Annotated in this window: 10 protein-coding genes; 2 read left to right on the forward strand and 8 right to left on the reverse strand. The window is 62.5% G+C overall.

Going from position 1 to position 14,176, the window contains the following annotated elements; translation table 11 throughout:
• The first annotated feature begins 31 nt into the window (after positions 1–31).
• Positions 32–436, forward strand: coding sequence for a hypothetical protein (locus P3T16_RS10600; RefSeq protein WP_429342216.1), 405 nt, complete (start codon positions 32–34; stop codon positions 434–436).
• Positions 437–439: 3 nt separating this feature from the next.
• On the opposite strand, the gene P3T16_RS10605 is transcribed toward P3T16_RS10600, so the two are convergent.
• The 8 genes from P3T16_RS10605 to P3T16_RS10640 all read right to left on the reverse strand — a co-directional run bounded on the left by P3T16_RS10605 (position 440) and on the right by P3T16_RS10640 (position 11,975).
• Complete coding sequence (locus tag P3T16_RS10605; RefSeq protein WP_429342217.1) at positions 440–1,393, reverse strand: DUF1571 domain-containing protein; 954 nt, start codon at positions 1,391–1,393, stop codon at positions 440–442.
• A gap of 48 nt (positions 1,394–1,441) precedes the next feature.
• Positions 1,442–3,244 carry an AMP-binding protein gene (locus tag P3T16_RS10610; RefSeq protein ID WP_429342218.1) on the reverse strand — a complete coding sequence of 601 codons (1,803 nt, stop codon included), beginning with the start codon at positions 3,242–3,244 and terminating at the stop codon, positions 1,442–1,444.
• Positions 3,245–3,307: 63 nt separating this feature from the next.
• On the reverse strand, positions 3,308–4,609 hold the full coding sequence (locus P3T16_RS10615; RefSeq protein ID WP_429342219.1) for an acetyl-CoA C-acetyltransferase: 1,302 nt from the start codon (positions 4,607–4,609) through the stop codon (positions 3,308–3,310).
• Positions 4,610–4,744: 135 nt separating this feature from the next.
• Positions 4,745–5,665, reverse strand: a complete 921-nt coding sequence (locus P3T16_RS10620; RefSeq protein ID WP_429342220.1) for a MaoC family dehydratase — start codon at positions 5,663–5,665, stop codon at positions 4,745–4,747.
• A gap of 2 nt (positions 5,666–5,667) precedes the next feature.
• Positions 5,668–7,077 (reverse strand): 3-oxoacyl-ACP reductase, encoded by a 1,410-nt coding sequence (locus tag P3T16_RS10625; RefSeq protein ID WP_429256982.1) that lies wholly within the window; start codon positions 7,075–7,077, stop codon positions 5,668–5,670.
• 64 nt (positions 7,078–7,141) lie between these two features.
• Positions 7,142–9,640, reverse strand: coding sequence for an acyl-CoA dehydrogenase (locus P3T16_RS10630; protein WP_429342221.1), 2,499 nt, complete (start codon positions 9,638–9,640; stop codon positions 7,142–7,144).
• 18 nt (positions 9,641–9,658) lie between these two features.
• Positions 9,659–10,438 carry a TetR/AcrR family transcriptional regulator gene (locus P3T16_RS10635; RefSeq protein WP_429342222.1) on the reverse strand — a complete coding sequence of 260 codons (780 nt, stop codon included), beginning with the start codon at positions 10,436–10,438 and terminating at the stop codon, positions 9,659–9,661.
• A 316-nt stretch (positions 10,439–10,754) separates the two neighbouring features.
• The gene (locus tag P3T16_RS10640) at positions 10,755–11,975 is read right to left on the reverse strand and encodes an MFS transporter (protein ID WP_429342223.1); all 1,221 of its coding nucleotides are present in this window, start codon (positions 11,973–11,975) and stop codon (positions 10,755–10,757) included.
• A gap of 432 nt (positions 11,976–12,407) precedes the next feature.
• Here P3T16_RS10640 and P3T16_RS10645 point away from each other — a divergent pair, with 432 nt between their 5' ends.
• A complete protein-coding gene (locus tag P3T16_RS10645; protein WP_429342224.1) occupies positions 12,408–14,003 on the forward strand; it encodes a hypothetical protein in 1,596 nt (531 codons plus the stop codon).
• Positions 14,004–14,176 lie beyond the last annotated feature (173 nt).

The following is a 14,176-nucleotide window of genomic DNA, read 5'->3' on the forward strand; positions in this document are numbered from 1 at the left end:
GCGTAAGCGCTTCGAATGGAGGGAGCTGACGATGGACCGACGTGCGTTCATGACGCGCAGTGCGTTGCTCACCGCAGCGGGCTGCGTGACGCCCGCTATCGCGCATGCGACCCGGACGCCAGGCGCAATCGCGGTGTTCGATTCAACGCTCGCACAGGGCCGCGCGCTGGCTGATCACGCGGCACACATCGGTATGCCCGCGTTCGATACGGGCGACGATATCGGTGCGCTCTGGTACACCACGCTCGCGCCACATCTCGCGCGAACGCGCGGGTTGCTGATCGGCGTGACGCGTCACGCTGACTATTTCGTGTTGACGCAGTTTTTGGCGCACAGGATAGATGCCGTGCAGTTACAACGAGCCGGGTCGAGCAGGATGGATCCAGCCGAAAACCCGGTCTTCATCATCGACTGCGCATCCGCTCGCGCGACGTGAAGTCTAGAATTTGTAGCCCGGATTTTTCGGATCGAACGTCGGTATGTCGAAGGTCTTCGGCGTGACGGTTTCGAAGACGATCTTCTCGAAGATCCGGCCTTCGTTATCGTAAGACTCGACGCTCCTGAACCACGGATGACGCAGATCGAGCCCGAGCGTTTCCTTCTTCGCGTAGAACGTCGGCTGGCCGCTGGGCGCTTCGTAGGTGAAGGCGACCACGCGCACGCCGCCGATGGTTTTTACTTCGATCTGGTTGGGCCGCGTAATGCCGGCTTCGGCAAACTTCTGGCCTTCCGCCAGAAACTGCAGCGCGATGAATTCGGTGCCGAGATCGCGCACCTGATGGTTCGACTGGGCGTGTACAAACGCCCCGTTCAGCGACGTCCACATCGGCATCACATTCAGCAGGCCGCCAAGGTGCCCGTACATTTCGTCGCTGCGCTTCGATTCGTCGTAGATGATTTCCTGACCCGCGTGCGCGCCATCGGGTAGCCATTTCGCGTAGATCCGCAGCGGCTCACGCGTGAGACGCACCAGCATGTGATCGGGCTGTTCGGGCCAGACGCCCCGGATGCGCTCCTGCCTCGCCATCGTGAACTCATACGACGGATAGCCGTTTGGCCCTTCCTTAATGTAACGCGGCACTGTCAGCGAATCGAGCGACTGGAACAGCGCGAGCAACTGGGCGTCGTCGAGCTTTTCCAGCGCGCCACTTTGCGACGCGCGGCGCAGCCAGCGCACCTGCTGATCGACCGACAGCTTGCGGACCTGCGCCGGCGAGACCGAAAACGCTTTTGAATCAGCGGCGGAGGGCGGCGGGGTGTCGCTCTGCGCGATCGCCACGCCTGACACGACCCCCGCGTACATCAAAACCCCGCATGCAGCGAAGCGAAACAGTCGCCGGATGAACCGGGCATGCGGTGCAGTGCGCGTCTCTCGATGCATCGGATACTTCATCAAGCTCTCCCGAATCAAGGCCGGTGCGCGCTGTCCACCGCGGCGCCTTCACTCCGGCTTCTGCTTTGCCATTTCCTCGTCGCGCAACTGGCGACGCAGGATTTTGCCGACGTTGGTTTGCGGCAGTTCATCACGGAACTCGACGACCTTCGGTACCTTGTAGCCCGTCAGCTGTTTGCGGCAATGCGCGATGATCTGTTCCTGCGTCAGCGAGCGATTGCGCGGCACGATGAACACCTTGATGCGTTCGCCCTGCGCGGCATCGGGAATGCCGATGGCCGCGACTTCGCGCACATCCGGATGCATCGCGATCACGTCTTCCACTTCGTTTGGATACACGTTGAAGCCGGACACGAGAATCATGTCCTTCTTGCGATCGATCAGCCGCATGAAACCGCGCGAATCCATCACACCGATGTCGCCAGTGGCGAGCCAGCCGTCTTCGTCGAACACCTTCGCGGTCTCGTCCGGACGGTTCCAGTAACCCTTCATCACCTGCGGACCCTTCACGCACAGTTCGCCCGCTTCACCTACGTTGGCCCACGTGCCATCGTCTTTCTTGAAGCGCACCTGAGTAGAGGGCGCAGGCAGGCCGATCGAGCCTTCGAAATCTTGCATGTGTTTCAGGTCGACAGGATTCATCGAGACGATCGGCGAGCACTCGGTGAGCCCGTAGCCTTCGATGATCGGTTGACCTGTCACCGCCTTGAAGCGATCGGCGACGGCCTTCTGTGTCGCCATGCCGCCTGCCATCGCGAGCTTCAGGTTTGAGAAATCGCGCTTTCTGAATTCCTCGTTGTCGAGGAATGCGTTGTAGAGCGTATTCACCGCCGTGATGCCGGTAAACTTCTCGTGGCGGATGATCATCATCACGCGCTTCACGTCGCGCGGATTCGCAATCAGGATGTTGCGGCCGCCGAGCCCCATGAAGATCAGCGCGTTCACCGTGAGCGAGAAGATGTGATAAAGCGGCAAGGGCGTCAGCACGGTCTCGGCGTCGCCCGTCAACTGGCCCGCGGACCACGCCTTCGCCTGCAGCACGTTTGCAATGACGTTGCGGTGCGTGAGCATCGCGCCTTTCGCGACGCCCGTCGTGCCGCCCGTGTATTGCAGGAAGGCGATATCGTTGTGCGTCGGATGCACGGGCGTGAGCGGGCGCGTGTAGCCGTTCGCGAGTGCATCGAGCAGTTTCACCGCTTTGGGCAGGTGATACGCCGGCACCATTTTCTTCACGTGGCGCAGCATGAAATTGATCATGCGGCCCTTGAGATTCAGCCCATCGGCGAGCAGATCGCCAAGGCCGGTCACGATCACGTTCTGCACCTTCGTGCCGGGCAGCGCTTCTTCGACGACCTTCGCGAAGTTCTCGAACACGATGATCGTCTGCGCACCGCTGTCCTTCAACTGATGCGCAAGCTCGCGCACCGTGTAGAGCGGATTCACATTGACGACGACCGCACCGGACTTGAGCACGCCAAAGAGCGAAACCGGGTATTGAAACGTGTTCGGCAGCATGATCGCAACACGATCGCCGGGCTTCACGCCGATGCCTTGCAGATACGCGGCGAGCGCGGCCGCCTTGCGGGCGAGTTCGCCATACGTCATGTCTTCGCCAACGCTCACATAGGCCACACGCTCGCGAAACTGAGCGACGCATTCATCGAAAAACTGCACCAGCGATTCGTACTGGTTGACATCGATTTCGCGCGGCACGTCGGGCGGATATGAGTCGTACCAGATGCCGTCGGTGTGCGGCGCCTTCGACACGTTAGACACGTTGGGTGCCGCTCCGGCCGCGGCGTCCGGCGAAGGGGTCGCGCCCGTCGATGGCGTTTGCGTGGTCTGGGTCATCGCTTGTCTCCTGAAGCTGACTGTATTTTTGTGGTTTGCATTTTAATGCTCACATCGGTCCCGCTAGCGCTCGAGTATCGCAACAACGCCCTGGCCGCCTGCCGCGCAGATCGAGATCAGCCCACGCGCGGTGCCTGCAGGTTTGTCGAGCTGCGCGAGCAGCTTCGCGAGTCCTGCAATGATGCGCCCGCCCGTCGCCGCAAAAGGATGGCCGGTCGCGAGGGAGCTGCCATTCACATTCAGCCTGGCGCGATCGATTGTACCGAGCGGACCGGCCAGGCCGAGTTGCGTGCGGCAATATTCGTCATCCTGCCACGCCGCGAGCGTGCAGAGCACCTGTGCGGCAAAAGCCTCGTGAATTTCGTAGAAGTCGAAGTCCTGCAATGTCAGCCCGGCGCGCGCAAGCATGCGCGGCACCGCATAGGCGGGGGCCATCAGCAGACCTTCCTTCCTGTCGAAGAAGTCGACGGCAGCGGTCTCCGACCACGTCAGATACGCGAGCACGGGCAGACTGCGCGCAGCCGCCCACGCTTCGCTTGCGAGCAGCACGGCCGCTGCGCCATCGGTGAGTGGCGTCGAGTTGCCAGCAGTCAGCGTGCCCGCATCGCGATCGAACACCGGCTTGAGGCCCGCGAGTTTTTCGGGCGTGAGATCGGCGCGCAGGTTATTGTCGCGCGTGAGGCCGCGGTAGGGCGTCATCAGGTCGTTGAGAAACCCGCGACGGTACGCATCCGACAACTTGCTGTGGCTGTCGAACGCGAGCGCATCCTGCGCTTCGCGTGGTATCGCCCAGCGTTTTGCCATCAGTTCGCAATGTTCGCCCATTGAAAGGCCCGTACGCGGTTCGCCATTTCGCGGCAACAGCGGCTTGAAAAACATCTGTGGGCGCAGCTTCGTCAGCGCGCTGACGCGCTGGCCCGTCGTCTTGCCGCGATTCACTTCGAGCAGGATCTTGCGCATCCGTTCGTTGACGCCGATCGGCGCGTCCGAGGTCGTATCGACGCCGCCTGCAATGCCCGCTTCGATCTGCCCGAGTGCGATCTTGTTCGCGACGAGGATCGCGGCTTCGAGACCCGTGCCGCAGGCCTGCTGCACGTCGTACGCGGGCGTTTCCTTCGCGAGTGTGGTGGACAGCACCGATTCGCGCGTCAGGTTGAAATCGCGTGAATGTTTGATGACCGCGCCCGCGGCGACTTCGCCGAGGCGCACGCCGTGCAGGTTGAAGCGGTCGATCAGGCCCTGCAGCGTGAAAGTCAGCATGTCCTGGTTCGATGCGGTCGCGTACGCGGTATTCGACCGCGCAAACGGAATCCGGTTGCCGCCGATGATGGCGACGCGCCGCACGGCAGGAAGCGGGTGAGACATACTCGGCTCCTTCGGGTCATGCCCTGATTATCGACTGGTTCAAACTAGCGCGGCAGATCATGCGCAATCGCCGCTGAAAAAGCAGTAACGAAAACGGGGGTGCGTTGATTCCACTTTTTGCGCGGGCGCACGCGCTCATTGCAGCGTCCACTGAAGTCGTGCGCGTAGATGCGGCTTCTCGCCGGCGATATCGCGCACTTCGAGTTCTCGCGTGGTGGAGGCCGGCGAAGCGATCCACAGCGATGCATCACATGGCAGCAACATCGGCAGCTTGAACTCACCGCTGATCGTCGCATCCGCGAGGCGTTTCGGCGGTTGCAATGCGGCCGCGGCTCGCGCCAGCGTCCACATGCCGTGCGCGATCGCACGCGGAAAGCCGAATACGCGGGCGGACAGCGCGCTCAGGTGAATCGGGTTGTAATCGCCGGATGCCTTCGCATAGTCGCGGCCGAGCTGCGGCGGCAACTGCCAGCGCGCGTGCCGGAGGAGTGCGGCGCGATCGATTTCCAGCGGCGCGAGCATCGAACCGTCCGCCCCGTTCGACCCAACACCGCGCTTCAGATAGACGCTGTCGCCATCCCATACCGCTTCGCCGCGTCGATAGAGGCGGGAGTGCATCACGAACGCCTGCCCTTTCTCGTGCCGTAACAGCGCGCCAAACTCGACTTCGACCCGCAGCACCTCGCCCGAATACAGCGGCTTGCGCAGATGCACGCTGTTCGCGAGATGCACGAGGCCGAGCGCGGGCCATGGAAAGGCCGGGTCGGTGAGCATCAGTAAATGCAGCGGGAATGCGAGCAGATGCGGAAACGTAAAAGGCAGACCCTGCTCGGGAATGAAGCCGCAGACACGCATATAGCGATCGATCTCCGCCTGTTCGAGCGTGACGGCCGGACGCACGAGCCGCAGCGGCGGCAAGTGCGTCGCACGGCCGCGCTTGATCACACCGGATAACGCCCGCCCGTAAAGCGTGGCAGGCTTCGGCAGGCGTTCGATGACAACGGTCTTCGGGCGCGTTACGCCCGGTGTCGCGCCGAAACCGGAAGGCTCGACCATGATCACGCTCCGATCAGACTCTGGCCACATACGCGCACAACCTGGCCCGTTACGCCCGCTGAGCCCGGATGCGCGAGCCACGCGATCGTCTGCGCGACATCGACCGGCTGGCCACCCTGGCTCATCGCGTTCATCCGGCGTCCCGCTTCGCGGATCGTGAGCGGAATCTTCGCGGTCATCTGCGTTTCGATGAAACCGGGCGCGACGGCATTGATCGTGATGTGCCGTTCGCGTAGATGCGGCGCCATGCTTTGCACGCGTCCGATCACACCTGCCTTCGATGTCGCGTAGTTGCTTTGCCCCAGGTTGCCCGCAATGCCGCTGATCGACGACACGCCGATAATCCGTCCGCCGTGGCGCAGCGTGCCGGCTTCGAGCAGCGCGTCGTCGATGCGTTCCTGCGCGGACAGGTTGATATCGATAACGGTGTGCCACGCGGCTTCGGTCATCTTTGCAATGGTTTTGTCCTTTGTAATGCCTGCGTTGTGCACGATGATGTCGATGCCGTTTTCGTCGAGCGCGGCGGCGAGTTGCGCGGGCGTTTCCGGCGCGGCGATATCGAAGGCGAGGGCAGTACCGCCAAGTTCGCGCATGGTCTTATCGAGTGCGTCTTTCGCGGACGGAATGTCGACGCCGATCACATGCGCGCCTTCTGCCGCGAGCACACCTGCAATCGATGCGCCGATGCCGCGCGCGGCACCCGTCACCAGCGCGCGACGGCCTGCCAGCGGCTGCTTCCAGTCGAAGGCGGGCAGGTCCTGCGTGGCAGCGTCGATGCGCACGACCTGACCCGACACGTACGCTGAGCGTGGCGACAGGAAAAAGCGTAGCGTGGCTTCCATCTGCGCCTCGGCGCCCGGCGCAACGTAAATCAGATTGGACGTGATGCCCCGGCGCGCTTCCTTGCCGAGCGAACGCGTGAAGCCTTCGAGCGCGCGTTGCGCTGTCCATTGACGCGGCGTCGCACACGCTTCCGGCGGCCGGCCGAAAACGACGATGCGTCCGCACGTGCCCAGCGAGCGCAAGGCGTCGTGAAAGAAAGCGTAGAGCGTTTCGAACTGGCTGCTGTCCTCGATACCGCTCGCATCGAACAGCAGCGCACTCATGCGGCCCTGGGCCGCGCCGCTCGCAACCGGCTCAAAGCGCCCGGTCATCAACCCATGCCGATGCGCGAGCGGAATCCACAAGCCCGCGCTCTCATGCGCGACACCCGTCACGCCGATACGGGCGACGATCTCAGCAAGCGCTTCGAGCACGTGCGGCTGCGGACCTGCACCGACCGCAACGAGTCCTTCGAACTCCGGCTTATCCGCGCGATAGCGGCGCAGCACTTCGGGTTTCGGTAGCCCGAGGGAACGGACGAGCCGCGCGCCGAGCGACGAGTTGACGAAGTTCAGGTATGAGTCGTTCATCGTCCGGTTCCGCGGTTCGTTGTGGTGGTTTTAAATGTGCGCAATGTCTGACTCAGGCGCAGACTCACGCTGCAAGCTCCATCGCCCGGTCCAGCGCGTCCTTGCGCTTTTGCAGATCGGCGAGCATGCCGAAGTCGGCCGGGAAGTCGTCCACCTTGACGACCTCTGCAGCATAGCGCGCGTAGTCGGCGAGCACCTCCCGCTCGCTGCCGTCGATGAGTCCGATACCTTCAGCCGTTTCGATCCAGGTCGCGAGATCAGGCAGGCTCTGCGGCATCGGCGCGATAAAGCCTTTCTTCACCGCGTCGCGCAGTTTCTGCTCGATTTCCGTCACGCGCGGATTCAGCGCGAACGCAAGCTCGCCGTAGCCGAGCGGATCGACATCGACCGGCGGTACGTACGAATCCGCGAGAAGGCGATCGCGCGCCGCGCCCGGTGTCTGCACCAGTTCCGCAATCGCACTGCCGAGGCTGTCCAACGGCGCGCGATGCGGCAGGCCGAACGGAAACGCGAGTGCGCGCACGAGGCTCGCGGCGAGACGGTTCGGATAGTTCGCCAGCACGCCGTCGATGGCCTGCTGTGCCTGATACAGCGCATCTTCTACACCCCAGCACACGAGCGGCAGATCGCTTTCCTGACGACCATCGTCTTCGAAACGCTTGAGCGTCGCCGAAATCAGATACAGCTGCGAGAGCACATCGCCGAGCCGGCCGGAAATGCGTTCACGACGTTTCAGATCGCCGCCAAGCACGAACATCGATACGTCGGCGAGTAACGCGAACGCGGTCGAGATGCGTGTCGCGGCGCGATAGTAGTGAACGAGTGGGGCATGCGCACGCTGCGGCTTCGCGATGAATCTCCCACCCGTCAAGCCGTAGACGAAGTTGCGCATCACATTCGATAGCGTGAAGCTCGCGTGGCCAAAGAACGCGTTGTCGAAGTCGCGCAGCGCCTTCTTGCGATCCGTCTCGCGCGTGGCGGCCATTTCCTTCAGCACGTACGGATGACAACGGATCGCGCCCTGACCGAAGATGATCAGGCAGCGCGTGAGAATATTCGCGCCTTCGACGGTAATCGAGATCGGCACCTGCTGATACGCGCGCGCCAGAAAATTCGATGGGCCCATGCAGATGCCTTTGCCGGCGACGACATCCATGCCGTCGTTGATCACCTTCCGGCCGCGCTCGGTGATGTGATATTTGGCGATCGCGGAAATCACCGAGGGTTTTTCGCCGAGATCGACCGCATGCGCCGACAGACGACGCGCGGCATCCATCACATACAGGTTGCCGCCCATCCGGCCGAGCGCTTCCTGCACGCCTTCGAATTTGCCCACCGCTGTGCGGAATTGCCGACGCACAGCCGCATACGCGCCTGTACCCCGCACGGCAAGCTTCGCCATGCCGACATTCGACGAAGGCAGCGAAATCGCCCGGCCCGCCGCGAGACATTCCATCAGCATGCGCCAGCCGTTGCCGACCTGCGCACGTCCACCGATCACCCAGTCGAGCGGAATGAATACGTCCTCACCGGAGTTCGGACCGTTCTGGAACACGGCATTCAAAGGCCAGTGACGGCGTCCGATTTTCACGCCGGGGTGCTTCGTCGGAATCAGCGCGCAGGTGATGCCCGGTTCGTCGTCGTTGCCTAGCAGATGATCGGGATCGCGCACGCGAAACGCAAGACCGAGCACCGTCGCGATCGGCCCGAGCGTGATGTAACGCTTGTCCCATGTCACGCGAAAGCCCAGCGTTTCGCCGCCTTCGAACGTGTCCGTGCAGACGATGCCGACGTCGGGGATCGCAGCGGCGTCGGAACCCGCGTACGGATTCGTCAGCGCGAAGCAGGGGACTTCCTCGCCGCTTGCGAGACGCGGCAGATAGTGATTCTTCTGTGCTTCGGTGCCGTACTGCATCAGCAGCTCGGCGGGCCCGAGCGAGTTCGGCACCATCACCGAAACGGCGGCGGCCGAACAGCGCGTTGCGAGCTTCATGATGACCTGCGAATGCGCGTACGCGGAGAACTGCTTGCCGCCGTACTGCTTCGGAATGATCATGCCGAGGAAGCCTTTCTCCTTGATGAACTGCCAGGTTTCCGGCGAGAGGTCCTGCCAGATCGCACTGGTTTCCCAGTCGTTCGCGAGGTCACACAGATGCTGGCATTCGTTGTCGAGAAACGATTGTTCTTCGGCGGTCAGCTTTGCCGGGCCGTGGGCGAGCAGCGTGTCCCAGTGCGGGCGTCCCGAGAAGAGTGCGGCATCCCACCAGACGGTGCCCGCTTCGATCGCGTCGCGTTCAGTCGGCGACATGTCGGGCAGGATCTTGCGGAAGACTTCGAGCACCGGCTTCGTGAGCCACGCGCGACGCAGTGGCCTGACGGTGAGAAGGAGCACCGGAATCACGAGGACGATTGCGAGGATAGTCGTGGCGGCAGGACCGGCGGCACCCGTGAGGTACGCGGCCGCAACCCACACCACCATGAATGCCAGCCACCCTGCGGCGCGCGCCTGCACGAAGACGAGTCCGGCACTCACGACGAAGAGCGCAACGATGAGCCACGGCATGACGAAACCTCCCTGTTTTCAGGCGCGATCGCGCGCGTCCGCGCCGAACGTTGCGCCAGCGGTCGCCGTCTCAGGACAGTCAGGCTCGGAACCTTCAGCGGCGTCGCCGAGCACGGCGGCGAATGCGGCAAACTGGGAAGCGTCCGGCAACGGCGCCTTCAGCGCCGACACTATCAGAGAAGCGAGCCGTGCGATCAGTTGCAGGTCATTCATCGACTTTCCCTGCGAGAACTCGGCAATAAGACGCTCGGTGTCCGCGCCGGCCAGCACGCCTGATAGCGCGCCGATCGCGAAGTGCAGGCGCCAGCCGAGTTCCTCGCGCGGCAGATGCGGCAGGGCGCGCTGGAACGCATCGAAAAAACGCATCGCCACAGACTCGTAATGCGCGGCGAGAAACTCGCGAATGAACGAAGAAGGATCGGTATAGGCGCGGCCCAAAAGCCGCAGAAACGCCTTGCCGCCGATACGCGGATCGCGTGAAAGCTGCAGCGCGGGAATGAACATCGCGCCGAGCACGTGCTCACAGGTGAGGCGTGAGCCGAGCATCGCATCGAAGCGGTCAAGCAGCTTCACGCGCTCCTGGTTCAGGCGGTCGAGGCGCCGCGACAGCATCGCGTGGATGAGTGCTTCCTTGCTGCCGAAGTGATAGTTGACCGCCGCGAGATTGACCTCGGCGCGTGACGTGATCTGCCGCAGCGACATCGCCTCGTATCCGCATTCGATGAAGAGCGTTTCGGCGGCGTCGAGGATGCGGGACTTCGTGTCGCCGGCAAGCCGGCCCGTTGTGCGAACTGCCATGTTGCGCCTCCATTGCCGGTCGCCCGACCGCGAACAGACGATTCAAGTGCCCGATTGAAACGGGCGTTTTTTTCAGGATAAGAAGCGCGTGCGACGAACGGCAAGGATTGAATGTGGACGGACTCCTCTAAAAAGTGATCGATCGTCGGTGTTTGCCCGCGCTGCGGGCGGCATGTCCTGAACGCGGCGCACACACGAAAAAGGCGGTTCCGATTGAAATGGAACCGCCTCTCGAATGACTGGCGAAAGCGACGTTATCGCCGCATCGTTTTTGGTGCTCGCGCCGGCCAGGCTGCCGGCGCTCAGACAATTACGGTCAGTGGACCGCCGCAGCCTCTTTCGCGGATTGCGTCATATCGATGCCGCGGCGTTCACGGCTGAACAGGATCAGCACGGCGATCACGATGGCCACGGTGCCCGCGACCATCGCCATCGGGATCGCGTAGTTGTTGCCGTGCGCTTCCGCGAATTTCGACTGCATGGGCCCGTTGATGGCCGCAAACAGGTTGCCGAGCTGGTACACGAGGCCAGGGAAGGTCGCGCGGATATCGTCCGGCGAGATCTCATTGAGATGCACCGGGATCACGCCCCACGCACCCTGCACGGCGATCTGCATCAGGAACGCGCCGACCGCGAGCATCACCGGGCCGGTCGAAAACGCCCACGGCCAGAGCGCGGGCAGTGCGATCAGCGCGGCGATGAAGATCGCCCGCTTGCGGCCGATCTTTTCGGAGAGCGCCCCGAAGAACAGGCCGCCGACGATCGCGCCGATATTCAGCACGATGGTGATGTTCTGGACCATCTTCGGATCGAACTGGTGCTGCACGCGAAGGAAGGTCGGGTACATGTCCTGCGAGCCGTGCGAAAAGAAGTTGAACGCGGTCATCAGCACGATGGCGTAGATCGACAGCTTCACGTTCTGCTTGAGCGTGGCGATCAGGCTGGGGCGTGGCCGCTGCTCCATCGTTTTCCACGCGGGCGATTCGGGAACATGCGCACGAACGTACAGCACCAGCAATGCAGGCAGGACACCGATGAAGAACATGCCGCGCCAGCCGATGTACTGAAAGAGCTGTCCGAACACGAGCGACGCGAGCAGATAGCCGCTCGGGTAGCCCGCCTGCAGCAGACCCGACACGAAGCCGCGCGCGCGGGGCGGGATGGTTTCCATGGTCAGCGCCGAGCCGACGCCCCATTCGCCGCCCATCGCGACGCCAAACAGTGTACGCAGGACGAGCAGGGTAGTGAGATTCGGCGAGAAACCCGACAGCAGTTCGAGCAGCGAATAGCACGCGATGTTGACCATCAGCGTGGGACGGCGGCCAAAGCGGTCAGCGAGCCGCCCGAAAATGAGTGCACCGACGGGGCGTGCCATCAGCGTCAGGAAAATCGCGTATGAGACGGAAGAGATTTCTGTATTGAAGTCGGCGGCGATATCTTTCAGGACAAAAACCATCAGAAAGAAATCGAATGCGTCGAGTGTCCAGCCGAGATAGGCGGCGATCGTGACGTTTCTCTGTTCCCGGGTCCAGCTCATTCGTTGTTCTCCTGTTCCACAGTACCCCGCTTTCATGCGGCGCAGTCTCCGGCGCTTCTCGCATGCCCCACAGGAGCGGGCCTCGGGGGAGTGTACGCCGACCGTTAAGCGGCTGCATGATTCAACCCGGCCATATTCATGGTTATCCCTGATCTAATCCGGCTTTAATCCAGACTCTTGAGCCGATTTTGTCGGTCATATGAAATATTCGTATCGGTGTGGATATATCTGTTTTAGCGTTTTGTAATTTGAATGCGAGCGGTTTTTTTGCGTCGTGATGCCCGGGGTGGCCCTGAACCCCGCCGTTTCGGCTTGTTCGCCAGCAAACATACGAGCCCACGCGCGCCGATTACGCTGTCGTGACATATCGATTGCGCGAAGCGGGAGCGTGAATAAACGTCCGCCCGTGCACTCGAATGCCGGGGGATATCCATGAACAGTATTTCCGTGGCGCGCGGTCACGCGGTCGCGTCAAGTGGGTCACGTTTGAGTCTGCAGCAGATCCTGTTCGTCAGCACGGTGGTACTCGCGGGCGCATTGTTCTGGATCGCGCCGCGCCCGCCAATGGGTGATCTGCCGCAACATGCGGCGCAGGTCGCGTTGCTGCGCGATCTGCTCGACGGTACGTCGCCATGGACGCAGCTCGTCTATATCAACTACTTCACGCCGTATCTGCTTGGCTACGTCATCGCGGTGTCGCTGTCGTTCTTCATGCCAGTGCTGCTCGCGATGAAGCTCTCGCTGACGCTGGCGTTCTACGCGTTCATGCTGGGCTGTGTCTGTCTGCGCAAACGCTTCGGAGCCGACCCTCGTCTTGACTGGTTGTTCGTGCCTGGCTTCTTCGGCATCGCCTTCCAGTTTGGCTTCTTCACGTTTCTGATGGCGGCGCCCGTCGGGCTGTTCTTTCTTGTCGTGGCGAGCCGGTTCGCCACCGCACCCACGCGCGTGCGGGGCGCAGCGGTGGTCGCGATGGGCGTGCTGGCCTTTTTCTCGCATGGTCTCGTGTTCGCGTTCGCCTGCGCGACGGGCGGCGCGCTGGTGCCGTTCAGCCTCAAGGGCGTCCGGCGCATCGCGCTCGCTTCGGTGCCGTATGCATTGCTGGGCGTGCTGGCCGTCGTCTACCTGGTGTACGCGAAGCACCACAACCTGGTGACGTGGACCGGCGAACCTCACGCCGGTCCGAACCTGGTGTGGGACTGGACGCAGGCGTCGTGGGGCTGGCATCGCAGCTTCAATTTCCTGCTGTACGTGTTTGCCGCGCAGATGAAGGACTGGTATTTCCTGCTCGCCGGCATGTTCATGCTGGCCGCGCCATGGCTCATGGGCGCAAGATTGAACCGGAAGGCGCCGGCGGCATGCGTGCCGATGCTTGCGATGCTCGTTGTCTGGCTGCTGGTTCCGTCTGCCGCACTCGATGTCGAATACGTCTATCACCGCTTTGCGCTGTATCTGCTGCCGGCGTACGCGCTCATGTTCGTTCCCGCGGAAGCGCGCAGCGATACCGGGATGCGGCGCACCGCATTGGCGTCATTCGTGCCGTTTTTTACGCGGCTCGTCCTGATCGCGATCTGCTGGTCGTTTCTGGGTGTGCTTGCGGTGCGTGAGCAGCGCTTTGCCGCAGCGAATGCGCCGTTCGAGACGCTGCTCGATGCAACCGAACCGGGCCAGCGCGCGTTGAGTCTCGTCTACGATCCCGGCAGTACGATCGTTCACAACCCGTATACGCTGCATAGCTATCCGCAATGGTACGAGGCCGAGCAGCAGGGTTTCGTCGATTTCAGTTTCGCGTATCTGTTGCCGCAGATTGTCCGCTTCAGAGCCGATCATGTGCCCGCGATGAGGCCCGAATTCTCGTTGTCGCCGCAATACTTCGACTGGAAAGCGGTGCAGGGCCGCGTCTATCGGTACTTCTTCGTGCATCACCTCAAGCCGCTCCCCGAAGGCATGTTCGATAACGACGAATGTCAGGTCGTGCTGCGCAGGGAGGCCGGCGACTGGTCGCTGTTCGAGCGGATCGCGTGCCGGTAAACGGATGTATGGGGGCGTATGGAGGCGTCTGGGCGCGATCCTGAGTCCAGCCGACCTCAGAAAATTCGTACGTCCGCGCACAGATGCCGACAGGGCATTCATCTAGATTGAGGCTACATCGTCCCGCGGCACTTTCGACGCGGCGCACGAACGGAGCCATCGGACTCTTCGCG

Origin of the sequence: Paraburkholderia sp. GAS42, assembly GCF_050436565.1 — a bacterium.
In the GTDB taxonomy this organism is placed as follows: domain Bacteria; phylum Pseudomonadota; class Gammaproteobacteria; order Burkholderiales; family Burkholderiaceae; genus Paraburkholderia.